Consider the following 23,499-nt stretch of genomic DNA (forward strand, 5'->3'; position numbering starts at 1 on the left):
GCGACGCAATATACTTAAACAGCTGGAATATCAACGAGTTCCAGCGATTCTATCGCCAGCTAGTCGACACGCAACTTATCTCCATTCGCTCGCATGGGCCGCCGTTCGGCCAGTGAGAAAGGTACCTGGTTTCAGCTTTGGGCAAGCTGAGAGTTCAGGCGCAACCAACAGGACGCACTCCGTATGTGGAATACTCCCAAACCGCTGTCTGCGATGAAAGCGCGCGGGCTGACGCTCGTGGAAATGTTGATGGCGACCGCCCTCACGTTGATCATGTTCGCCGCCGTGGCTCAGATCTTCGGCATGATGGGGGCCAGCATGCGAGACGCCCGAGCCACCATCGAGCTGTCCGGCAACTTGCGAACTGTCGCCAATACGCTGCAGCAAGATCTCGACAATATCTCGGTCGACGTGCTGCCTTGGGTACAGCCAGGAGCGAACCAAGGCTACTTCGAGATCATCGAAGGTCCAGATCGTGAAGTCGACTTCGCCACGCTGAGTGTTGTGCCCGCGGTGACCGATTCCGGTTCGATGTGCGGCGACGCCGACGACATCATCTGCTTCACCGCTTACAGTAAAGACCAACCCTTCACCGGTCGCATTTACGGCACTCTGGCGACACGCCCCGCCGCGAATATCACTCCCGCTCGCCCAGAGAAGTTCTACATCGATACGTCGTCGGGCAACTTTAGCACGATTGAATCGCACTATGCAGAAGTGGTCTACTTCACCAAGTTGACCTCGGCCGACGACCGAAACTTGGAAGCGACCGATACCCCAGACTATCGCGACGCGACGGAAACAGTCACGCTCTACCGCCGCGTGTTCCTGATTCGCCCTGATATCTTGATTGGTGACTCAACCGGTTTTACCGGCCTTCAGACTTCCAATGCGTTGTCGAATGCGGAAGCTCGTAACTACTACGATCTTTCGCTTCGCAACGGCACAGGTGCCAACAATCGCTGGCAGACGAACTCACTGGAAGATCTGCAAAGCCGCGAGAACCGAATTGGCCGTGCCTTCGTGGCTGCCACGGCTTTCCCACACGTGTTTCAACCCGCCAGTCTGCAGACTTTTGAGCAGCTCAACAGTTCGCTGGGTGCCGGCAACTTGCTGAACCGTACCGGCGAAGATGTGATCCTGGCGAAGACCCTCGCGTTTGACGTGAAGGTCTACGACCCACGGGCCGTCGTGCTGGAAGAACTCTCAGCCGGTACCATCGCGGTCACACCCAACGATATCGGCTACAACGGGACGGACGCCACGAACTACAGCACCACCGATTACATGACCGGTACGTTTGTCGACTTGAACTGGCAGAGCCGAGCTAACGCGGTTGCCGGTTCTGGCAGCGTGTTGGGTGGCACCCCGACCACCAAGTCGATGCTGAACAGCGTTGCGGTCAATTCGGCTTCGCTGTACGGAACGGCTCCGACGACGTTTGCTGCCCTGCAGTCGAGCTTCCCTGGCATTCCTTCCCGCCTGACGCCAGCCACGCCGGGCGTTCCTGCTGCGGCTGGTGCTGGTCCCGATCTGACGCTCACCTATGCCTACTACGACACGTGGCCGTTTCTGTACGAGATGGACGGGATCGATCAGGATGGCGACGGCGTGGTGGATGAAGGCACCAACGGCTTTGACGACGACGGCGATGGCGTGGTCGACGACAAGTACGCCACCGACTTTAACAGCGACGGCGACACCTCAGACGCCGGAGAAGCCAGCGAACTGGAAACCTCGCCTCCGTATACAGTGCCGCTGCGAGGCGTTTCGGTCATGATTCGGGCGATCGAGCCGGCGACGCGCCAGGTCCGTCAAGACACCGTGGTGGCTGACTTCATTCCGGAATAACCCAGACTAAGACAACTCGATCTTCAACGATGGCGGGCACACTCATCGAAGCGTGCCCGCTCTTTTTTTATGACGCCAGAACCTCACATCATTCGCTTGAACGGCCCTTGGGAAATGCTCGCTGGATTGCCAGACGAGGCAGCACGGGTCAAACTTCCTGCCGATTGGCCACAGATCGTTGACGCAGTCCAGCAAGGCCCTGTCGTCTTACAACGTTGGTTTCATCGACCGACCGGCATCGACGATGGCAGCCAGGTTCAACTGCGGCTAGAGAACTTCCCGTTCGGGGGCACCGTGTCGGTCAACGATGTCAGTCTCGGGGCTTTTCCAGCGTTGGAAGAGCAAGCAATGGCGATCGAGATGCATCTCGAGGTGCGCAACTGCCTGACAATCACGGCCGGCACAATGGCCGACCTGGAAGGTATTACGACGATTCCGCTGGTTTCGCTGGCGATTCTTCCGGCGAGCTAGTATCGCCATCACCATCGCTCTTTGGCGGCAGCTTGATCGGCTCCGGGCGAGCATCGATCAGCGCGATGATCGTCTGGCCAGCCTTCGGCACAAAACTATCGTCGGCCGTCACCATCCGCAAGCGGTTGGTTTCCGTAATGACAAACAGCAGCGTGGCCGACTCGCCATGCGTCTGCTGGAAGTCGTGGTAGGTGAACTCTTCGGTGATCGACGTCTTCTTGAACTGCGCACCAGCGGTCACGCGTCGAGCGATCTTATAGAAGTCGAGCCCGTGCCCGAAGATCACGCGGCCACGCAAGTGATCCGACACCGACTGCCGCTTGCCAGAACCAGAGTCCCAAGGACTAAGCTGGAACACTTCTTTACGTCCGAACAGGTGCGTAAACTCCATACACGCGAGCGAGTTGACCTCGTCATTCGGTGTCGCGGCCAGCAGTCGACCGACACCACCAAGATTGAGTTCTTCACTGACGAAGTCGGACAGAATACTCGCACACTGGGCGGAGAGTCCCTGCATACGAGCGGCGGTGATATTACGAAAGTTGGTATCGACCAGCACCACATGGAAGCCGGCGTTCTTGATCATCACGGCCAGTTCGCGGATCCAGCGATCCGCCCCGGCGATCAGCACCCCCTGGGGTGCCGGGCTGGCCAAGCCAAGCCAACGCGAAACAGGCGAAGCCGTGAGACCGTAGAAGGTCACCGTACCGACAATCACCATAAAGACGACCGGCACGACCAGTTCGCCTTCGTTCAGGCTTCCGATCTGCTTCAGGTCGAGGTTTTCAGCATGGTGGGTCAACTCGAACGAGAAAATCGAACCGACCGCAGCCGCCACGATCCCGCGCGGAGCCATGAAGCAGAGAAACGTCTTTTCTCGCCAGTTCAAACCACTGCCGAAGGTCGACAGGAAGACCGAAGCCGGACGCACCACCACAATCAGTAGCGCGACAAACAGCAGGCCAACCCAGCCCACTTCGACCAGCGTCGATAGCGGAATACGAGCCGCCAGAACGATGAACAAGCACGAGATCAACAGAACGCGGAGGTTCTCTTTGAACTCGAAGATATGACGCACCGGAATCTGCTTTTGATTGGCCATCAACAGACCGAGCACGGTCACCGTTAACAGACCTGATTCCGATTGAATGTAATTCGAGGCCGCGAACACCAGCAGCAAGACCGCCAGAATGAACGCGTTATGTAGGAAGTCGGGAATCCAATAGCTCTTCAGCGAGAAGATCATCATGTAGGCGGTCAGCACACCCAGCACCACGCCGACCAGAATGGTCATGGCGATCGACCAAATTGGCGTCACCCAGGTCGCCCCTTCGCCCGTCTTCATGATGAACTCGAACACGAGAACCGCCAGGACGGCCCCGATCGGGTCGATCACGATCCCTTCCCACTTGGCCAGCGAACCAATCTTTCGAGAAGGCCTGATATGACTTAATAGCGGCCCGACCACTGTCGGACCGGTCACCACCACAATCGCCCCTACCACCGCGGCAATCGCCGGCGAGAGTCCCACGACGAAGTAGGCCGCCAGCGAGGCTAACCCCCACACGATGAGCGCACCAATGGTCACCAGCCCGCCTAAGGCTGGCCCCACTTCGCGAAGTTCCGCAAAGCGCAGGCTCATGCCCCCTTCAAACAGAATGACGGCGACCGAAAGCGAGACGATTGGGAATAAAACTTCCCTTCCGATGATCTCATCCGGGCCTTGAGGCAAAAAGCTTGCCAAAAACCCAAATGCTAACAGCAGCAGAATGGAGGGGAGTCGCAATCGCCAGGCGAGCCACTGCGCGCTGATGCCCAGGGCCAAAATACCGGCAAAATAAAGCAGGTAGAGCTTTTCTTCCACAACACCATCTCCCGATCGCCGGCGCAATAGAGGGCGCTGGCATCCCCACGGACCTTTAACCTACCTTACGCCCCGCCCAGAGCAAACCCCGCGGATCTTCCCAAACCCTAATCATTTCTTTAGGTTAGAGACTTCTACCTATTGGCCCGATTAGGTCCTTTTATTCCCGCCCAGGAACTACACGTCATGCCTTTTGCCGCTCGCTTTTCCGTCAAAGCTCCGTTTTTGTCGATCTTGCTGCTTGCCTTGATCGGGAGTGGCGTTGCTCCGCAGACCACGGCCTGGGGTCAAACGCCGGGACTGACGCCGGAAGAAATCGAAGATGGCTGGATCTCGCTATTCGATGGCGAAACCCTCTTCGGATGGAAAGCCATGGCCAAGAATGACTGGAAAGTGGTCGACGGTACCATTCAGGTCACCAGCGGCGATGTCGGTTTACTCTGCACGACGACCCAGTTCGCTGACTTCGACCTGAAGGTCGATTTTAAAGCGGACAAGGACACCAACAGCGGGATCTTCCTGCGGTCGAGCCCCAAGCCGAAGAGCCCGTCCTACGACTGCTATGAACTGAACATCGCCCCTCCTAGCAACTCGTTCCCTACCGGCAGCCTGGTGGCTCGGGAAAAGGTGACACCGGAATGTGAACCTGGCGAGTGGCATACCTTCGAGGTCCGCTGCCAGGGTCCGCTGATCGAAGTGAAGCTGGACGGCGAAGTTGTTTCGACGCTCGAAGACCGAGATTACCTGGGCAAAGGTTTCATTGGCTTGCAGCATAACGGCGGCAAGGTTCAGTTCCGTAACATTGCCTTGAAACCGCTCGGGCTGAAATCGATCTTCAACGGCAAAGACCTCAGCGGCTGGAAGTCGTACCCGGAATACGCCACCAAGTTCAGCGTCACGGAAGAAGGCGAGATCCATGCCGAGAACGGCCCTGGCCAGCTCGAGACGGAAGGCGTGTACGCCAACTTCGTTTTGCAGATGGATGCCAAGACCAACGCCGAAAACCTGAACTCAGGTCTCTTCTTCCGCAGCATCCCTGGCGAAAAGATGAATGGCTACGAAAGCCAGATCCACAACGGCATTGAAGGTGACGATCCGACCAAGCCGCTCGATAGCGGAACCGGAGCGATCTTCCGCCGCTGTGTCGCCCGGAAAGTGGTGAGCAAAGACAAAGAGTGGCTCACCAAGACGCTGATCGCCGAAGGTGCCCACATCTCGGTCTGGGTGAACGGTTACCAGGTGACCGATTGGACCGACGACCGCAAGCCAGACGCCAACCCTCGCAAAGGCCAACGCCTGGAAGCGGGCACGATCATCCTGCAAGGGCACGACCCCACGACTGACGTTCTGTTTAAGAACTTCGAGATTCAAGAACTGCCAGAACGCTGGCCTTTGAATCGCGTAAGCGAGTAGCGTCCCAAGAAAAAGCCCACGATCACGTGGGCTTTTTTTATGAATGGGTTTCGAGCGGATGGCTCGAGTATTGCAGTTCGTACTACGTAATCGAAACCAGCTTTCGCAGTTCTTTCGGCAGTGGGAAGTGCACTTCTTCTTCGCGGATCGAACGGGTTTCGATCGTGGCGTCGAACTTCTCGACCAAGTAATCGAGGCATTCCTGAACGACATCTTCCGGAGCACTCGCGCCGGCGGTCACCAGAACGTTTTCCACGCCTTCGAACCATTCGCGCTGTATGTCACTGGCGCCATCGATCAGGTAGCCAGAGATGCCTGACTCTTTGGCCAGTTCTTTCAGACGCTGGCTGTTCGAGCTGTTCTGGCTTCCCAATACCAGCACCAGCTGCGCTTCCGATCCCAAGATCCGCACGGCTTCCTGGCGGTTCTGGGTGGCATAGCAGATGTCGGCCTTCGGTGGGCCTTTGATTTCGGGGAAGCGGGCCTTCAGCCGATTGATGATGCGTGTCGCGTCGTCGACCGACAGCGTCGTCTGCGTCAGGTAAGCCAGCTTTTCAGGATCGGCGATCTCAAGCTTGTCGACATCTTCTTCGGTCTCGACCAGGACGATCGCTTCCGGCGCTTCGCCCATGGTGCCGATCACTTCGTCGTGACCTTCGTGACCAATCAAGCAGATGGTGTAACCCAGCTTGGCAAACTTGATCGCTTCCAGATGGACCTTGGTCACCAGCGGGCAGGTCGCATCGATCGCCGTCAGATCGCGATCTTTGGCCGCCTTGCGGATCTCGGGCGAGACGCCGTGAGCGCTGAACAGCAAGATCGACTTCGGAGGGACCTCTTCCAGGTCGTCCACAAAGATCGCGCCCTTCTTTTTGAAGGTTTCGACCACGTATTTGTTGTGGACGATCTCGTGATAGACGTAGACCGGCGCACCAAACGACTTGAGGGCCAAATCGAGGCACTCGATGGCCATGTTCACCCCGGCACAAAAGCCGCGTGGACTTGCTAAAATCACTTTCATGGGTCTGAGATCCTCCTCCATACCTTGCATCTTACCGCAACCCTTCTAGAGGGAATAGAGCGGCGGTCGCTGGCCAATGCCAGCACCCATCAGGGAATCGGCCTTTCTTTGGTGGGTAAATTCCCGCAAAATTGGAAGTTTGCGATCGCCCCCAGGACAGCAACCGACGGCCAACCTTTCCGGATAACGCGTGACTCCTTTCTTATATCAACTGGTGAATTACGGTCCCCAAGCCAGTTGGCAAACGCCCAGCACGAAGGACGCCTACGCCTATTGCCAGGATTTCACGGCCTCTTCGTACGAGAACTTCTCGGTTATCAGCTGGTTCCTTCCGACCGAATTGCACCCCCATTTTGCGGCCATTTACTCTTATTGCCGCTGGGCAGATAACCTGGCCGACGAGATCGCTGACGATGCCGAAGGCCTGACCCTATTGGCCTGGTGGGAAGAACAGCTCGAGTCATGCTATCAACAGGAAGCCCACCACCCGGTCTTTGTGGCCCTGAAACGTACGATCCACGAGTTCAAGATTCCGATCACCCCGCTTCGCAATCTGCTGATCGCCTTCCGGCAAGACAAAACCAAGAAGCGTTATGCGACCTATCGCGACCTGTTGGCTTACTGCCGCAATTCGGCCGATCCGGTCGGCCGGCTGGTAATGTACCTCGGGCGATGCTACACCCCTGAAGCGGTCGTTTATTCCGACCGCATCTGCACCGGGCTGCAATTGGCGAACTTCTGGCAAGATGTTCGTCGCGACTTCGAGATGGGACGTATCTATATCCCGGCCGAAGACTTCCAGCAGTTTGGTCTTTCCATCGACGACATGCCGAAGTGTGCTGAAGACGATGCCTTCCAACAATTGATTGAATACCAGGTCCGCCGAGCCGACCAACTGCTGGCCGCTGGCGAGCCGATCGTTGATTACTTCCCTTCGAACTTGAAGGTTGATATCGCCTTGTTCGTTCGTGGCGGTCAGGCCATCTTGAAGCAGATTCGCCAGCACGAATTCGATACCTGGAACCATCGCCCGAAGGTCAGTAAGGCGACCAAGGCGAAGCTGCTCATGCGTTCCTGGTGGGACATTCATGTGCGGAAGAAGCCGTTTGGCAGTCATGCCTACGAGGTGCCGGCATGACACCAACCCTCGCTGACAGTTATGCCCTGTGCCGACAGCATTCGCGCCAGTCGCGATCGAACTTCCTGCTATCGTTTTGGTTTTTGCCGCGTGCGAAACGTCAGGCGATGTACGCCTTGTATGCGTTCTTCCGTCACACCGACGACCTGGCCGATGCCGAAGGAACCGATCAGTCGATCCAGCTCCTAGCCTGGCGGCAACAACTCGAAGCGGCGCTGGCCGACGACTACCTGGATGCCCGTTTGCCCGCATTGGTCGACACGGTTCGGCGATACGAGATTCCACCGCAGTACCTGTTCGAGTCGATCGATGGCGTGGAAAGCGACCTGACCCGCACCCGCTTCGCCGACTTTCCGGAACTGAAGCATTACTGCTACCAGGTTGCCTCGGCGATTGGCCTAAGCTGCTTGCCGATCTGGGGCATCCGGCCCAACTTCAATCGTGAGGCAGCGATCGCTGCCGGCATCGCGTTTCAGCTGACGAACATCCTCCGCGACATCCGTGAAGACGCCCAGCGTGGCCGCATCTATTTGCCGCAAGACGAACTGGCCCAGTTCGATGTTTCTGAGCAATCGCTGCTGGAAGGAACGCTGTCGCCCGGGTTCGAGCCGATGATGCGATTCCAGATCGAGCGAGCCGAAAGTCTCTTCGCCCAGGCCCAGGATTTGTGCAGCGATTTGCAACCCGAAGGCCGGAGCATCTACGATGCGATGACCGAGACGTATCATCACCTGTTGGTTCAGATTGCTCGGCAACCTACGGAAGTTCTTCGCCGTAGGATCCAAGTCGGGTCGTGGCGAAAGGTCACCTTGCTGGCCCGACTGGCCATGTCGCGAATGCCGCTCGGTTCGCGGCGAACCTTATCGACGGAGGGAACCTGATGGACATGAACGCCATGCGAGGCCAACGCGTCGCGATCGTCGGAGGCGGCCTGGCCGGGATCGCCGCGGCGGAAGCGTTGTCTCGTTTCCCGTTCGAGATCCATCTGTTCGAGGCGAAGCGTTCGCTCGGGGGTCGCGCCGGAGCGTATCGCGATTCAGACCATCCCTCGCTGATCGATCGCTGCCAGCATGTGGCAATGGGCTGCTGCACCAACTTCCTGGGGCTTTGCGAACGCCTTGATTTGAAGTCGTGCTTTCGTCGTGATACGAAGCTGCACTTCATCGATCGCGAAGGACGCGTTCATCCGTTCTCGGGCAGTAGCTGGCTCCCTGCTCCACTGCATCTGGCATCGGCATTTCGCCGGCAGAAGTATCTTTCGCGTCCAGATCAGAAGCGGATCGCGGCCGCCTTGTGGGAGATGGCGCCTCCTTCGGCACTTAAAAAGTATCACAACTACAAGATGTACGACTGGCTGAAAGAACAGTTTCAGTCGGAAGAAGCGATCAGCCGTTTCTGGGAGATCGTGTTAGTCAGTGCGTTGGGGGCTCCGCTGAGTGAAGTCTCGTTTTCGGCGTCGCGGAAGGTATTCGTCGATGGCTTTCTGCGGAATCGTCAGGCGTACCAGATCTACGTCCCGCGGATTCCCCTGCAAGATGTCTTCGACGTGCAAGCGGCTCAGCGTCTCGGCGAAAAGGGCGTGCAGTTTCATCGGCAAACGACCGTGCGTCAGGTCGCTTATTTCAACTCTCGGTTCAACGTTCGCGTTGGCCAGGGAGGCGAAGGAACCTACGAGAACTTCATTGCGGCCGTCCCGTGGCATCAATCGCCGAAGCTGTTCTCGACTGTGCTGAAGAACCTCATCCCGAAGCTCGACAACGTGGACGAGATCGACTCGTCACCAATTTCAAGCGTTCATCTTTGGCTCGATTCTCCCCTGACGAAGCTGCCGCATGCCGTGCTGCTCGACCGAACCAGCCAGTGGGTCTTCAACCATGGGCCCCGCCAACTGAAAGACACGACCGGCTATTACTACCAGGTCGTCATCAGTGCCTCGCAAGATTTGGCCGGCATCAAGCAGGAAGAACTGGTTCGCAAAGTTCTGGCGGAATTGGTCTCAGCCTTCCATGTGCCGCAGTCCCCTTACCTGCTCGATCAGCAGGTGGTTACCGAGAAGCAAGCGGTCTTCTCGGCCACGCCCGACCTCGAACGCCTTCGCCCGTCGCAAGGGACGATCTTGCCTGGCCTCGCCTTGGCAGGCGACTGGACGAAGACTGGCTGGCCTTCGACGATGGAAGGAGCGGTCCGTAGCGGCTACCTCGCGGCGGAAGCCATTCTGCGGAAATATGGCTATCACCAGCCCGTGATGGACGCCGATCTGCCAACCAGCTTGCTCTCGAAAATGCTCTGGGGGCTGAGTAATAACGACGACAGCCGTTAGCTTCTGATTTCTTCTGCGGTTCTATCCTGCTGGGAGCTTTGTTTCCAGGCAACTCGAAAGGACCGCTATGTTTCTCGCTCGTATATTTCTGGCCGTCGTTGGCGTCGCTTACATGTTCCTTGGAGTATGGTGCGCGTCGGCTCCAGGGCAGACCTCGAACTCGGTCGGGTTCGACCTGCAGAAAGGGAGCGGCCAGTCCGAATTCTTCGTGGTGTACGGAGGTGTCGAGCTTGCGTGGGGATTGATTTTCCTGCTGCCGCTCATAATGCACGATGCCACGCGTCCGCTATTGATTGGCTGCGTTTTGATCCACGGTTTATCGGTGATCTTCCGAGCGATCAGCTTCGGAATTTTCTCCGACATCGGCACGACGACCTATGTTTTGGCCGCTGTCGAGTGGGTGATCTTCCTTGCCTCGGCCGGACTTCTGGCTTACGTCGGCTTCGGTACGAAAACCACCTAAACTAGGAAGAGGCCGGCTTAGTCGTTCTCACGCACGGCGAAGTCAAGCTGCGGAACGACTCCTTCGAGAAAGCCAGCCAACTTGTCGCTGGCTTTGTTGGCCATTGAATTCAGGTTCCACATATCTTTGATGCTGCCCGGCCGATTGAAAATGGTCGCGGCAGCGGCACCGATCATACCGGAGGTGGTCTTCTGACCCATCAGCTTTTCCAGATCCTTGGGAAGTGGCTGATCGACCGTATCGGAAATGATCCGCACCGAAAGCATCTTCGTATCTTTTTCCTGGCAGACCTGAGCAATCGCGAGCGTCTCCATCTCGACCGCCACCACGCCGTGCTCTTCCCCCAGTTGCCGCTTCTCTTCAACTGTTCTGATAATCCGGTCGACCGTCAGCAGCTTTCCACTCGCCAGGCCTTGGGTCGCTTCGATTTGTTCTGAGGTCAGGTTCAAGGGGATGGCAACTTCGCTCCCTTCGATATCGCGGACGCCGTTTGCCATAACGACATGTCCTCGTTTCAGCTCCGAAATGAGGCCCCCAGCGAACCCGGCTGAGACAATCCACTTTGGTTGAATGATATCGATGACGTCACGTACCGCCGCTCCGGCAGCCTTCCGGCCGACACCTGATTCGACGATGCCAATGACATGCGGACCGAGCTTGCCCACCGTGACCGTTTTCCCTTCCATCTTCACCGGAGTGGCCGACTGAAGCCGCTCTTTGAAACCGGCCGATTCAATCCCCAAGGCAAACACCACCACCACATCTGGCTTCGGAATATCTTCCGGCGCGACCTCGGCCGTGTTGTGCTCGGCAAGCTGCTTAGTCACCAGGTCGCGAACCACAGTCTGGCCTTGTTGTCGAAGAAAGTTGGAAACGAGGTAGCGTAAGAGCATGATGGTCCAGGATGATGGTCAGAGGGAATTGGCAGGCCCAGGCAGGGCTACTTCGTGCGAAAACAGGGCCAAACGCCGAGGAAATCGGCCTCGTTTGCGGGATTCGCCCCTTCGCGAAGGTGGCCTGAGGGATCTACAATACCAGCTTCGCTTAAACAGCAGGTCGATTGCAAGGTGATTGAATGTCGGAGTGTCGTTATCAATATGACGTGATTGTCGTGGGAGCCGGGCACGCAGGTACCGAGGCCGCCCTGGCGGCTGCACGCCTGGGTGCGAAGACCGCTCTGCTGACAACCAACCTCGACACGGTCGCCCAGATGAGTTGTAACCCAGCGATCGGCGGGATCGCGAAGGGTCAGATTGTGCGCGAAATCGACGCCATGGGTGGTGTCATGGGGCAAGCGATCGACGCAACCGGCATTCAGTTTCGCTTGCTCAATCGCCGCAAAGGCCCGGCGATGCACAGCCCTCGAGCGCAAGCCGACAAGAAGGCTTACCAGTGGTGGGTGAAGTTGGCGGTCGAAGACCAGCCGAATCTCGACTTGTGCCAAGAGATCGTCAGCGATCTGGTTACCGAAACCGTTGACGGCAAGCAGCGAATCACTGGCGTCAGCGTGCACGGGGGTGCCATCTATGCCGCGACTCGCGTAGTGCTGACCACCGGTACGTTTCTCGCGGCGATCATGCACATCGGCGAATCGAAAACGCCTGGCGGTCGTGGTGGCGAAGGAACCAGCAGCGGCATCAGCAATGCTTTGAATCGCCTCGGCTTTCGGCTCGATCGCTTCAAGACCGGCACGCCGGCACGCTTGAATTTCAACTCGATCGATTTCGATAAAACCGAACTGCAGCCCGGGGATGAAGATCCTCAGCCATTCTCGTATCTGACCGAGAAACTGACGCTCGAGCAGATGCCGTGTCATATCACGTACACCAACGAAAAAGTCCACGACTTGATCCGGGCCAACTTGCATCGGGCCCCGATGTATAGTGGCCAGATCGATTCACGCGGACCACGGTATTGCCCGAGCATCGAAGACAAAGTAGTCCGTTTCGCCGACAAAGATCGGCATCAGCTCTTTCTGGAGCCAGAAGGCCACAACACCCGCGAAGTGTATGTGAACGGCATCTCGACCAGCCTTCCACGCGACGTCCAGGACGAGATGTTCAAGCTGATCCCTGGGCTCGAAAACGCCCAGATCATGCGATATGGCTACGCCGTCGAGTACGATTTCTGCCCGCCCGACCAGTTGTGGCCTTCGCTGCAAACCAAGGAAGTGACCGGACTCTATTTCGCCGGTCAGATCAACGGAACGACCGGCTACGAAGAAGCTGCCGCCCAAGGGCTGATGGCGGGAATCAATGCTGCCCTGGAAGGTCGCGGGGAAGAGCCGCTGATTCTTGGTCGCGAGCAGGCTTACATCGGCGTGCTGATCGACGACTTGGTGACGTGCGGCGTCGACGAACCTTACCGTATGTTCACCAGCCGGGCCGAGCACCGCTTGATGCTTCGCCAAGACAACGCCGATCGCCGCCTGACGCCACTGGCGAACGAGCGGGGACTGATCACTGCGCAGCGTTGGGCTGCCTTTTCAAGCAAGTTGGAGCAGATCGATTCCGCCCTGGAAACGCTCTCGACGACCAGGCACCAGGGGACGCTCCTCTCGAATATCCTCCGCCGTAACGACTCGACCTGGGAACAAGTCTGCGAATTGGCACCGCAATTATCCGGTATCTCGGACGAAGCCTCGCTGCAGGTCACCTACGACCTTCGGTACGAAGGCTACGTTGCCCGGCAACAGGTCGAGATCGAGCGTCAAAAACGGCTCTCGTACAAGCGAATTCCAGAATCGTTCGATTTTACGCGGCTTACCCAGATGCGGACCGAAGCCCGTGAGAAGCTGGGACGAGTTCGCCCGACGACGGTCGCCCAGGCCGAACGGATCAGCGGCATCACCCCTTCTGACATCGCCCTGCTGCTGGTTTATCTTGACGGGCGGATGGGGTCGAAGACCTCCTAACCTGGGGATTCCCACGGCGTTGCTATCAGTAGCATGCCACCAAAAACCGCCCTAAATTCAGAGCGGTTCGCTCTTGCATCTTCCCAGATTGTGATTAGGCAAAATATTGGCCAGCCGACCCCTTTGTGCTGCAAAGTGTTGTCCTGGTTAAGTTTGCGCATTCGACATCAATCTTGACGTGGCAATCTGGGACGATATAATTCCGACATCTGGCAAATTCGGTAAATGGGGTATATCCGGACGAACAGCGGAAATACTCATTTATCGTGGGGTGCAGCGATTACACACCTTCCAGAAAATCAGAGTTTTAAACGGGATGTACTCGTTTGACACGGATGCGCAGAGCGCGAGGATGCTCAACATACTTGGCGGCCCTCAACAGCCACTCATCGCATTGGTTGCCAAACACGCTAGGGATAGGATGACAGCAAATGAAAACAGTCTTTACGACCGGTGAAGCGGCGAAGATCTGCAAGGTCAGCCAACAGACCATTATTCGTTGCTTCGACTCGGGGCAGTTGAAAGGATTTCGCGTCCCCGGCAGCCGGTTTCGACGCATCCCGCGTGATCAGTTGTACAACTTCATGCGAGAGAACGGCATTCCGACCGACGCTCTCGAGAGTGGCAAGCGTAAGGCCCTGATCGTTGACGACGACGTCGATCTGGTAGAACTGCTGGTCGACGCCTTCGAACGCGATGGTCGTTTTGAGCTGCGAACCGCCAACAACGGCTTCGACGCCGGTATGCTGGTCAAGGAATTTCACCCAGACATCGTCGTGCTGGACATCATGCTTCCCGATATCAACGGTAAGGAAGTCTGCCAGCGGGTCCGCATGGACAAGACGATGGAAGACGTCAAAATCCTCTGCATCTCAGGCATGATCGAGCAAGACAAGGTCGCCGACCTGATGGCTTGCGGTGCCAACGAGTTCATGCAGAAGCCATTCTCGGTGGAAGCCCTGGTCGACAAGGCTTGCCACATGCTGGATATGGAATCGGTCAACTCTTAGACCGCCCTTCCCTGTTCCTGGCACATCTCTTCACCGCGCAAGTCGGACTCCCGTTGCTTGCGCGGTGCCGTGTGTCGTTGACCATACTTGCGACTGCTTCTCCACGCGCCGCCCCTGTTTCTTCGGCGGCTTGTTGACTTCTGCCTGCTAGCAGTTATTCTGACTGCCTTAAACCACCCGCCAGAGGTGGCCGCGATCGCGACGTCACATCACTCCTCTTTCCTCTGAACAAACCATGGCGAATCTTCGATTTGTGCTTCTGCTGCTTGGCGTGATGCTCTGCTTTAACTCGTGGCGCGAATTCAGTCTCTATTCGACAGGCACTTCGGAACCAGAAACCGTCCAGCTGGAAGCACTCGGCTCGAACGAGGACATCAGTAACATCCACCTGACGGTGACCGATTTCATTTTTGCGGATGAATATGTCTTTGAAGAGGAAGAGGACACCGGCAAGGTTACGCGAGCCTGGATTCCACTGCTGCTGGAAGGGGACATGCAGGAACTGAAGCAGCCGAAGTATCCGGTCGTCGCTCGCGTGAGTGGTCTTAAAGGAAACGAACAAAAGCTTCAAAGCGTCTTCCAACGCCACCAACTCACCGGCGTCGTGGTCAGCAACATCGCGGGACTGAAGTCAGACGAGAAGCAACTGATGAGCACGATCGTCCCTGGCAGCGATCTCAGCAAGGCAGTGATCTTCGATGTTGATCGCTCGTTTCCTACGGCTGGCTCGATCGCTGGCTTCTTCTTTGGCGGACTCGCGCTGGTCGGCGTCTTTGTCTGGTGGCAGTTCTTCAGCGGCCGGTAATCGGCGAAGGACAGAGAATTTCACCCGCTCACTGCGCCAATCGCGCTCGCTTCCTGGGGCCGAAAGCAGGGAAATCAGGCGAGATCCTTCTCGAAACAGGGCCTTGGCGAACTGCAAGGCCCCCTCTAGCGAATTAATTTGACCCTCCACATTCATGGGCCATATTTCAGATGGCTTTGCAATGAAGCACTGCCCTGCGGACCGCTTCGTTTGCCGAGGCGGCCCGCCGAATCGCGCCGTGATCGAGCGCGCTCGTCTTCGCCCCTGCTCTTCTCGTGGAGTCTCTTTCCATGCATTGGCTATCCGACTTTCGTTTGATTTTGGTCGTCGCGGTATCGGCTGGTTGGTATGGCTATCAAGAGGCAACGCTGTGGTGGGACTGCGGCGGTCAGCCTCAAGAGGTAACCCTGTTTGAACTGACGCAAGAGAGCGTTAACAGTGGCAATCGCCACGTATGCATCTACGACTATGAACTGGCGGAGGACTACGTTTATCTCGATGAAGACGAGGACGGCGAGTTCGAGGAAATTGAAATCCCACTGGTGACGCTGCAGGGCAACTTTACCAAACGCCCGGTCATTGCCCGCTATTATTGCCCGCCCGGCGCGACCGAGTATCTCTTCGACGACCCGCTCGTGGGCGTCGTCACCAGTGGCGTGAAAGGGATCGATATCGAAACACGTTCACTTCTGAAGTCGAGATTTCCAGATGTCTCGTTCGACGATCCGTTGGTGATCGAAGTGAATCGCTCGCTTCCCAGTCCCCTCCTCTTTGTGCCGGCCCTGGGCGTCGGCCTGGCCAGTATTGGCTGGGGCTGCCTGGTGGGACTTCGCAGCATGGTTGCTTGAACCCGCGTTCGCGACGATTCCGAAACGTTTCGTTTTTTGGCTGACAGCAATCAAGAGAGTTTTGAGCCGGTTTCTCAGCGAGAACCGCTGAAACACGTAGGATTCCAGGTGGAATCGCACTAAGATAGGGCACTTCAAACCAGATTGATTGTTGCCTCTTGATTGCTCTCCTGGCATGACTTCTCGCGAAATCGATTCCTCGTCTTCCCAATCGTCGTCCGATCAGGACGAGCGTCGTTTGCGTAACGAGAAGCTGCAAAGCCTACGACGCCTGGCGTATGGTGCCAGTCACGAGATCAACAATCCCCTGGCCAATATCGCCAGCCGTGCCCAAGCACTTCTCAATGGCGAGACCGATCCGAATCGACGGCACGAACTCGCGACCATTTACGCGCAAGCGATGCGTGGTCACGAGATGATTGCCGACTTGATGCTCTTCGCTCGGCCATCGCAGCCCCAACTTGCCGATTGCCGACTCAGCGAAATTGCCCAGGCCTGCTTCCACCAAATGAACGAAGCGGCCCGGCAACAGCAAACCTTGCTGAAACTGGAAACTCCCCATCCCGAAATTCGCTTGAAAGCCGACGCTAATCAATTGGTGCTGGCTCTTTGTGCGATCGTTCGCAACGGACTAGAAGCCCTCAAGCAAGACGGGCAGATCGAAATAAGCCTTGCCCAGGCCGACCACATGGCCATCGTTTCGGTTCAGGACGATGGTCCTGGCATTCCGGACGAAATGGCCGAGTTGGTATTCGATCCTTTCCATAGCGGACGTGAAGCTGGTCGAGGCCTTGGATTTGGCCTCACCAAATGCTGGACGATTGCCCACGCCCATGGCGGCGATGTTTACATCGACACCGCCTACGGCCCAGGGGCTCGGATCGTTCTCGAGATTCCAATTTCACCAAGTTCCACAAGCCCTAACGAGTAGCTGGATGGATCCGCATCCCTTTGGATGGTTGAGTCTTGTTCCTCCGTTGGTTGCCATTTTTCTGGCGATCTTAACTCGACGGACGTTGTTATCCCTTCTCGTTGGCATCGTGGTTGGTGCGGTGATCCTGCACCATGGCAATCCGATCGCTGGCCTGCAGTCGGCATGGGTCGACTACCTGTGGGCCAAGCTGATCGACGAAGATAAACGCCAGGTGTATACCTTCACGCTGCTGACCGGCGGCATGATTGGCGTCATTTCAGCATCGGGTGGCATGCGAGGCCTGGTGAACTTGATCGTTCGTTTCGCCGACACCCGCCTGAAAGGGCAACTCACCGGCTGGCTGATGGGGTTGGCCATCTTCTTCGACGACTACGCCAACATGCTGCTGCTGGGCGGAACGCTGAAAGAAGTGACCGATCGCCTGAAGATCTCGCGCGAGAAGTTGGCGTATATCGTCGACTCGACCGCCGCCCCGGTGGCCGGCCTGGCGTTGATCTCGACATGGGTCGCGACCGAAATCAGTTTCATCGATGAAGGCATCAAGCTGATCGATGGCGACGCCAAGCCCGACGCGTTCCTGCTGTTCGTCCAAAGCATTCCCTACCGCTTTTACACCTGGTGGGCGCTGCTGCTGGTGCCGCTGATCGCGATCACTCGCCGCGACTTCGGCCCGATGCTCAAGGCTGAGATCGACATGCTCAGTTCGCAAAAGCCTTCCAACGAAGAAGTCGCCTCCGCCGAACAACTGCCCGAAAGCTCCAGTTGGCTGAATGCCGTTATCCCAGTGCTGACCATGCTGGTGGTCGTGGTCGGCGTGCTGTATCAAACTGGCTATGCAGCCGCGATGGGGGAAGGTGAACCACCGTCGCTGCTGGAAATCATTGGCAATGGCAACTCGTACAAAGCACTCGTCTACGGTTCCGCGGCCAGCCTCGTGGTGGCCTTGCTGCTGATCGCTCCGCAGCGGCTTCTTTCCGCTTCGCAGTTTGTGACCGCGATCCTCAAAGGCTTCTACGCGATGATGCCAGCCCTGTTGATCTTGTGGTTTGCGGCGGCGCTGGCAGCCCAGACCGAAGGGCCGAAGTTCGACGAGGATAGGCAGATGACTCAGAATGGCTTGAACACGGCCGGTTATCTGGAACAGGTACTCAAGCCAAGTCTGCCGATCGAGATGCTGCCGACGACCATCTTCCTGCTCGCCGCCGCGGTGGCATTTTCGACCGGCACAAGCTGGGGCACGATGGGCATCCTGGTGCCGCTTTCCGTTTCGCTCACTGCCGCGATGCTGACGGCCGGTGGCCAGGCTCTCGATATCGCCGATCCGATTTTGTTATCGGTGGTCGGAAGCGTTCTGGCCGGAGCGATCTTCGGTGATCACTGCTCGCCGATCTCGGACACGACAATTCTTTCTTCGCAAAGCTGTGGCTGTCATCACATGGCCCACGTACGCACGCAGATGCCGTACGCACTTCTGGGCGCCGGACTTTCGGTCGTGATGGGCACGGTGCCGGTGGCGTTTGGCGTGCCGGTTTGGTTGTGTCATGTCCTGGGAGTGGCTGCGTTGATCGCCACGCTTTTCCTGATTGGCAAAGTCCCAGAGCAGATCCTGCAAGAGGCCGATGCCCTGCGAGCCAACGAGACCGCCGAGTGACCGATCTCCCCTATTCGTTCGCAGACGATTTGGGAAACATGTTGCAATTCTTACAACGATCGCCAGACGAAAGGTGATGGTGTCATGCTGGCACCAGGCAATCGCTAACGTAACTTTCGATTTCTTCGATCGACTTGAAACCTCGATTGCCGCTGGACTTAAGCGGTTATGCTGGCAGTGCCGTCTGGCGATGCTGTCAGGGACATTTGGCGAATTGTTTGCCTTCTCGGCATAGAGGTTGCACTATGGAAGTGCGTTCCCCAAATGACCCTGTTAAAGAAATGAGGCTTTACGATGTTCAGGAAGACCACGCTTGCCGCCTGCGTTATGTTTGCGGCTCCTGCGGCGATTTATGCCCAGGCACCAACTTGGAAGTGGGTCGACGCCACGTACAACGAAGGTCACCCAATCACCCAGATGGCCGCCCCTGGCGACCTGAAAGATCCGAACGCGATCGCCCTTTCGTCCTCGAATGGTACCGCCGACCAGACCAGGACGATCCAGCGAACTTCCGCCATGCAAAACATTGGCGGGCAGCCAACGCCAGCCCAGCGAAATTCCACCGTGCGGACTTACGTTGGCGAACCGATTCAGTCGTTGAATCCGACTGCATACACGCCGCCAAGCTCGCAGGAAACGATCGTGCAGTATTCCAACGAGCCACGAACGGTCATCTACGACAACCCCCAACCGCTGCAGCAGCAGACTACTGTTCAGCGTGTTGAATACAACAGCTACCCAACCGAGTCGACCTACTACGTCGAACCTGTCCAGCCGAATGCGTGGCATACGATCAACAACTCGGTGCAGCGAGTTCAGTACAACACGCCTGCGGCTTACTCAACGCCGGTCTACAGCACCACGGGCACCCCAGTAACCGTTTATCGCCCGGTTACTCAGGTGACCTACAACAATCCGCCCGTCGGTACCGCTCCTGTCCTGAGTCCACCGATTGTGTCGGCCCCGATTGCCGTTCCTCCGGCCGCGGTCTACCCGGTTGATCGCACATCGTTCCGCCCGGTGTTGCCGATCTTCTCGATGAGTGACAACTCGTACGTGGGCCGGGGCCTGTTGGGCCAGCCAAAGGTTTACACCGAAGGCCAACCAATCCGCAACAGTCTTCGCTACGTCCTCCCATAACCATCCAATTCCCAGGAGGGCAATTAAGGGCGTTCCCATTTCGGAACGCCCTTTTTTGGTTCTTGCCTCGCATATATTCCGCCACGAAAAAAGGGTGCCACTGGGGCACCCTTCTGTTTTTGACAGTGGCTGGCGAACAACCTCAGTTGGTCATGCCCAAGCGGCGTAGCTCTTCGACCACGCCGGCCACAATTCGGGCCACGTCGTCTGGATTAGCATCGGTCTGACCGGCTGGGCAGCCACCGACCGGTTCGTCGACAAAGCCTTCGGCAGAAAGGAGACACTGCAGTTCTTTCCGCAGGATCTCGACTCCCATCTTCTGGCTGTCCGACTGCGGCTGACGACCACTGCCTGGCTTGAACCCACGCAGGGCGAGTGCAGCCCGGAAACCTTCTGGGAACTCGCAGTTTTGAATCATCGCGTCGAACAAGGTCAGCAGGCGATATTGCAAGTCGCGAGCTTCTTCAATTCGGCCCAACAGCGTCAGGTCGTACAGGCGACGCGTGATCTCAGGCACCACGCCACTGGTCGCGTTCGTTCCACCATCGCAGCCAATTAGCAGCATCGGCATCAGGGCGGCATCCCAACCGGTCATGAAGCTGAAATCAGGACGCAACGGGCGGACCGCCGAGATCATTCGCATCATGTGCGGCAGATCGCCTGACGAGTCTTTAATCGCCACGATCTTCGGGCATTCCTCAGCCAGCCGCTGGACGGTTGGCACGTCGATCGGCGACGCGAACATCGGAATGTTGTACAGCGTGACATCGATCGGCGTGTTGTCGCCGATCTCTTTGAAGTAAGCGTAAACGGCCGAAGGGCTCAGCTTGTAATAGAACGGCGAAACGATCGCGACCGCTCGGCAGCCCATCTCGTGATACGCCTCGCAGGCCCGGAGCGTTTCTTTGACATTCGCTTCCGCCGCACCAGCCAAAATCGGGACTCGCCCGCGGGCCTGATCGGCGATGATGGCAATGATCCGTCGACGTTCTTCCACGGTGAACCGGAGGAACTCACCCGTCGAGCCATTTGGGTAGAGCCCGTGAACTCCCTTGGCAATCAACCAATCGACGTAACGTCGCAGTTCTGGTTCGTTGATGTCGCCAGAAGCGTCCAGAGGCACGATGTTCGGGGTAAAAATGCCGGAAAGTCGCGTCGATTGAGGGGCCATTGGCACGTTCCAAGGGGCATGGGGAAGGCGAGGCGGTGGGAAACTGGTTAGAATCTACAGGCCGTGCATGTCGCCGGAAACCGTTGATTCCACAAAACTAGCATAGTCCGCAGTCGAGGGCGCGTCAGCCACTCTCCTGCCTGCCTCTCTTATCGTCATCTAGCCATCGTGTCTCGTAAGAAACGTACCGAACGCTCAGAACCTTCCCAGTCTCTTGTGGGGGATGCCTCGCTGTGCGTCTGGCTATTGATCGCCGGTGCCGTGATTTACGCGTACTGGTACTTCTCGCTGGCGATGCCATGGCCTGCCCCTGGGCCGGGCGAAACGCCCTATCACCCCACACGAGGCGATCTGGTTCGCGATGGCTTATTGCTGTTGCCCGAACTGCTTAGCCTGTGGTGGGGCGGCGGCGAGATGCCTTTGGGAATCTTCGACCGCGTGGGCATCCTGGCAGGCGTCGTAGCGATGCTGCTCTTCGCGTATGCCCTGGGCGAGTTCCTGCTGTGCCGACTTAAACTGCTGAAGTTTTTCGGCCGAATCGATGGCGCCGTTTTGCGTCTGGGCATCGGCCTCACGCTGCTCTCGTGGTCGACCTGCATCCTTGGCCTTTGTGGCCTGCTGCAACGTCCGCTGGCCATCGTGCTTTCGCTGGCGATCTTGTTTGTCTCGCTGGGGACTGCCTGGAAAAAACAACTGGCTCGTGGAAGCGATCCGAGCGAAGCGACAGCCCCCTCGTCGGTTGCCGATTTCGAATCGCGCTGGTGGCTGCTCGCCACGGCGCCGCTGCTGCTGTTCATCGTGGGCGTGTCGATCGTGCCACCTTACGAATATGACGTCGTCGAGTATCACCTGGAGGTTCCCAAGCAGTGGTACCAGGCAGGCGAAGTCAGCGTCTTACCAGGCAACGTCTATAGCGGGATGCCGATGGGCGCGGAGATGTGGGCTTTGCTCTCGATGATCTTCGTGCCGAGCGAATCGGCCTGGTTCTACGGAGCGCTAATTGGCAAGACCGTGATGGGGCTTTTCACCGTCTTTATCGCTGGCCTGCTTTATGGTGCTGGTAAACGGCTGGTAGGCCCTTGGTGCGGAAGAGCCGCCGCGTTGTCGGCGATCGCCGTTCCCTGGCTGACTTATCAAAGTGGAACCGGACTGGTTGATGGTGTCTGGGCCTTTTTCACGCTGGCCGCGGCCTACCCGGTTTTGATCGTGATGACGACCGACAACGAAAAACGCTCGGCGCTACCTTTAGATGGGCTGGCCATTCTGTCGGGCTTGATGGCGGGCATGGCGTTCGGCGTGAAGTACCCTGCCCTGCTGCTGGCGATTGTTCCGGTATTTGGCCTGTGGGTCTACGCCGCGCGGACCGATTGGAAAGTTCTTGGCCTTCAGGTCGCTGCTGTTTTAGTGATGACCGCACCATGGCTGGTGAAGAATACGATTGATACTGGCAACCCGGTTTACCCGCTCGCTGGAAATCTGTTCCCGACCGACATCCGTACCGCAGATCAAATCGCGCAGTGGAATCAGGCACATCAGGTTCCCACGAATGCCGAGGGAAGCCGCTACTCGATCTCGCAACTGATGCATGGCGTCACCACGTTGATCGGTGGCAGCCCCTGGGCTGGACTGGCCATCGTTCCGCTGGCGATCTGCGGACTATTTTCGCCTCAGCGGCGACTCGTCGTTCCGGTGGTGATTTTACTGGCCGTCTGCTGGTTGGTTTGGTGGGGGATGTCGCATCGCCTGGAACGCTTTTTGATTCCTGCCATTCCTTTGGGGTGCTTGTTGGCCGGGATCGGAGCCGAGATGGTCGCCCCGTATGCCTTGGGACGCTATGCCCTGCGGGCCTGGCTGGGGCTGGGCTTGCTAGTCGGCTTTGTCCTGGTAAATCAAAGCCAAGCCATCAAGCTCGATCCGCGGATCTTCGTTTCGCTGGAATCGCTGGCGAATTCTCACACCGCGCAAGGCGTGCAGTGGCTCAACGAGCACGTTCCGCCTGGCGATGCGGTTCTGGCAACGGGCGATGCTGCGTTGTTCTATTTAGAGCCGCCGGTGATGTATCACACCTGCTTCGACGATCCACCCTTCCAACCGCTGGTGAAGATGACCGCCGACGAGCGTCGTGCGTGGCTCGCCGAGCGAGATATTGGCTGGCTGTATGTTCATTGGGGCGAGATCGAACGTTTCCGCAGTCTCGGCAATTACGGCTTTCCTCGTGATGTAACCCGAGAGTTCTTTTCTGAGATGGAAAATCAGGGGATTATCGAGGTGACCGAGTTCCAAACTGGCAATCCCGACGCCCCCACGGTCGTCATTTATCGCGTGCATGAAACGAACCAGCCATAGGTCTGACTTGCTCCATTTGGCGATCTGGCATAGGCTGACGATTCCAATGCACTAATTCTCCCCCTAGTTCGCAATCAATTAGTCATGATGGATGGATCCTACTCACTCGCCCGAGATCGGCGGCCCGGACAAGATGAAG

At 57.4% G+C, this 23,499-nt stretch carries 19 protein-coding genes; 15 read left to right on the forward strand and 4 right to left on the reverse strand.

The window, feature by feature from the left end:
• The first annotated feature begins 183 nt into the window (after positions 1 to 183).
• Complete coding sequence (locus ABD890_RS07780) at positions 184 to 1,851, forward strand: PulJ/GspJ family protein (RefSeq protein ID WP_345087557.1); 1,668 nt, start codon at positions 184 to 186, stop codon at positions 1,849 to 1,851.
• Positions 1,852 to 1,920: 69 nt separating this feature from the next.
• Positions 1,921 to 2,322 (forward strand): hypothetical protein, encoded by a 402-nt coding sequence (locus ABD890_RS07785; RefSeq protein ID WP_345087559.1) that lies wholly within the window; start codon positions 1,921 to 1,923, stop codon positions 2,320 to 2,322.
• Here ABD890_RS07785 and ABD890_RS07790 read toward each other — a convergent pair.
• Positions 2,276 to 4,186 (reverse strand): cation:proton antiporter, encoded by a 1,911-nt coding sequence (locus ABD890_RS07790; RefSeq protein ID WP_345087563.1) that lies wholly within the window; start codon positions 4,184 to 4,186, stop codon positions 2,276 to 2,278. The two genes, ABD890_RS07785 and ABD890_RS07790, sit on opposite strands and share 47 nt — an antisense overlap.
• 186 nt (positions 4,187 to 4,372) lie before the next feature.
• Between ABD890_RS07790 and ABD890_RS07795 the strand changes: the two genes are divergently transcribed.
• Complete coding sequence (locus ABD890_RS07795) at positions 4,373 to 5,599, forward strand: 3-keto-disaccharide hydrolase (protein WP_345087565.1); 1,227 nt, start codon at positions 4,373 to 4,375, stop codon at positions 5,597 to 5,599.
• Between the two features lie 82 nt (positions 5,600 to 5,681).
• Here ABD890_RS07795 and ispH read toward each other — a convergent pair whose 3' ends face one another.
• On the reverse strand, positions 5,682 to 6,620 hold the full coding sequence (gene ispH / locus ABD890_RS07800; protein ID WP_345087567.1) for a 4-hydroxy-3-methylbut-2-enyl diphosphate reductase: 939 nt from the start codon (positions 6,618 to 6,620) through the stop codon (positions 5,682 to 5,684).
• Between the two features lie 190 nt (positions 6,621 to 6,810).
• Between ispH and hpnC the strand changes: the two genes are divergently transcribed.
• The 4 genes from hpnC (at position 6,811) to ABD890_RS07820 (ending at position 10,541) form a co-directional block, all read left to right on the forward strand.
• The gene (gene hpnC / locus ABD890_RS07805; RefSeq protein ID WP_345087568.1) at positions 6,811 to 7,758 is read left to right on the forward strand and encodes a squalene synthase HpnC; all 948 of its coding nucleotides are present in this window, start codon (positions 6,811 to 6,813) and stop codon (positions 7,756 to 7,758) included.
• Positions 7,755 to 8,639 carry a phytoene/squalene synthase family protein gene (locus tag ABD890_RS07810; protein WP_345087570.1) on the forward strand — a complete coding sequence of 295 codons (885 nt, stop codon included), beginning with the start codon at positions 7,755 to 7,757 and terminating at the stop codon, positions 8,637 to 8,639. Before hpnC ends, ABD890_RS07810 begins: the two co-directional genes overlap by 4 nt.
• Positions 8,639 to 10,078 (forward strand): hydroxysqualene dehydroxylase HpnE, encoded by a 1,440-nt coding sequence (gene hpnE, locus ABD890_RS07815; protein ID WP_345087572.1) that lies wholly within the window; start codon positions 8,639 to 8,641, stop codon positions 10,076 to 10,078. The genes ABD890_RS07810 and hpnE overlap by 1 nt, the downstream gene beginning before the upstream one ends.
• A 67-nt stretch (positions 10,079 to 10,145) precedes the next feature.
• The gene (locus ABD890_RS07820; RefSeq protein ID WP_345087574.1) at positions 10,146 to 10,541 is read left to right on the forward strand and encodes a hypothetical protein; all 396 of its coding nucleotides are present in this window, start codon (positions 10,146 to 10,148) and stop codon (positions 10,539 to 10,541) included.
• 17 nt (positions 10,542 to 10,558) lie between these two features.
• Here ABD890_RS07820 and ABD890_RS07825 read toward each other — a convergent pair whose 3' ends face one another.
• A complete protein-coding gene (locus tag ABD890_RS07825; protein ID WP_345087576.1) occupies positions 10,559 to 11,434 on the reverse strand; it encodes a phosphorylase family protein in 876 nt (291 codons plus the stop codon).
• Positions 11,435 to 11,616: 182 nt separating this feature from the next.
• Here ABD890_RS07825 and mnmG point away from each other — a divergent pair, with 182 nt between their 5' ends.
• The 7 genes from mnmG (at position 11,617) to ABD890_RS07860 (ending at position 19,843) form a co-directional block, all read left to right on the forward strand.
• On the forward strand, positions 11,617 to 13,455 hold the full coding sequence (mnmG, locus tag ABD890_RS07830) for a tRNA uridine-5-carboxymethylaminomethyl(34) synthesis enzyme MnmG (RefSeq protein ID WP_345087578.1): 1,839 nt from the start codon (positions 11,617 to 11,619) through the stop codon (positions 13,453 to 13,455).
• A gap of 431 nt (positions 13,456 to 13,886) precedes the next feature.
• Positions 13,887 to 14,465, forward strand: a complete 579-nt coding sequence (locus ABD890_RS07835) for a response regulator (protein WP_345087579.1) — start codon at positions 13,887 to 13,889, stop codon at positions 14,463 to 14,465.
• A gap of 235 nt (positions 14,466 to 14,700) precedes the next feature.
• Positions 14,701 to 15,270 carry a hypothetical protein gene (locus tag ABD890_RS07840; protein WP_345087581.1) on the forward strand — a complete coding sequence of 190 codons (570 nt, stop codon included), beginning with the start codon at positions 14,701 to 14,703 and terminating at the stop codon, positions 15,268 to 15,270.
• Between the two features lie 290 nt (positions 15,271 to 15,560).
• On the forward strand, positions 15,561 to 16,118 hold the full coding sequence (locus ABD890_RS07845) for a hypothetical protein (protein ID WP_345087583.1): 558 nt from the start codon (positions 15,561 to 15,563) through the stop codon (positions 16,116 to 16,118).
• 175 nt (positions 16,119 to 16,293) lie between these two features.
• Positions 16,294 to 17,049 carry a sensor histidine kinase gene (locus ABD890_RS07850; RefSeq protein WP_345087585.1) on the forward strand — a complete coding sequence of 252 codons (756 nt, stop codon included), beginning with the start codon at positions 16,294 to 16,296 and terminating at the stop codon, positions 17,047 to 17,049.
• 4 nt (positions 17,050 to 17,053) lie between these two features.
• A complete protein-coding gene (locus ABD890_RS07855; RefSeq protein WP_345087587.1) occupies positions 17,054 to 18,703 on the forward strand; it encodes a Na+/H+ antiporter NhaC family protein in 1,650 nt (549 codons plus the stop codon).
• 294 nt (positions 18,704 to 18,997) lie between these two features.
• Positions 18,998 to 19,843 carry a hypothetical protein gene (locus tag ABD890_RS07860; protein WP_345087589.1) on the forward strand — a complete coding sequence of 282 codons (846 nt, stop codon included), beginning with the start codon at positions 18,998 to 19,000 and terminating at the stop codon, positions 19,841 to 19,843.
• Positions 19,844 to 19,985: 142 nt separating this feature from the next.
• On the opposite strand, the gene ABD890_RS07865 is transcribed toward ABD890_RS07860, so the two are convergent.
• A complete protein-coding gene (locus ABD890_RS07865) occupies positions 19,986 to 21,014 on the reverse strand; it encodes a dihydrodipicolinate synthase family protein (RefSeq protein WP_345087591.1) in 1,029 nt (342 codons plus the stop codon).
• Between the two features lie 168 nt (positions 21,015 to 21,182).
• Between ABD890_RS07865 and ABD890_RS07870 the strand changes: the two genes are divergently transcribed.
• Positions 21,183 to 23,360 (forward strand): DUF8201 family protein, encoded by a 2,178-nt coding sequence (locus tag ABD890_RS07870; protein ID WP_345087593.1) that lies wholly within the window; start codon positions 21,183 to 21,185, stop codon positions 23,358 to 23,360.
• Positions 23,361 to 23,499: the final 139 nt, after the last annotated feature.

Origin of the sequence: Bremerella cremea, assembly GCF_039541315.1 — a bacterium.
GTDB lineage: Bacteria > Planctomycetota > Planctomycetia > Pirellulales > Pirellulaceae > Bremerella > Bremerella cremea.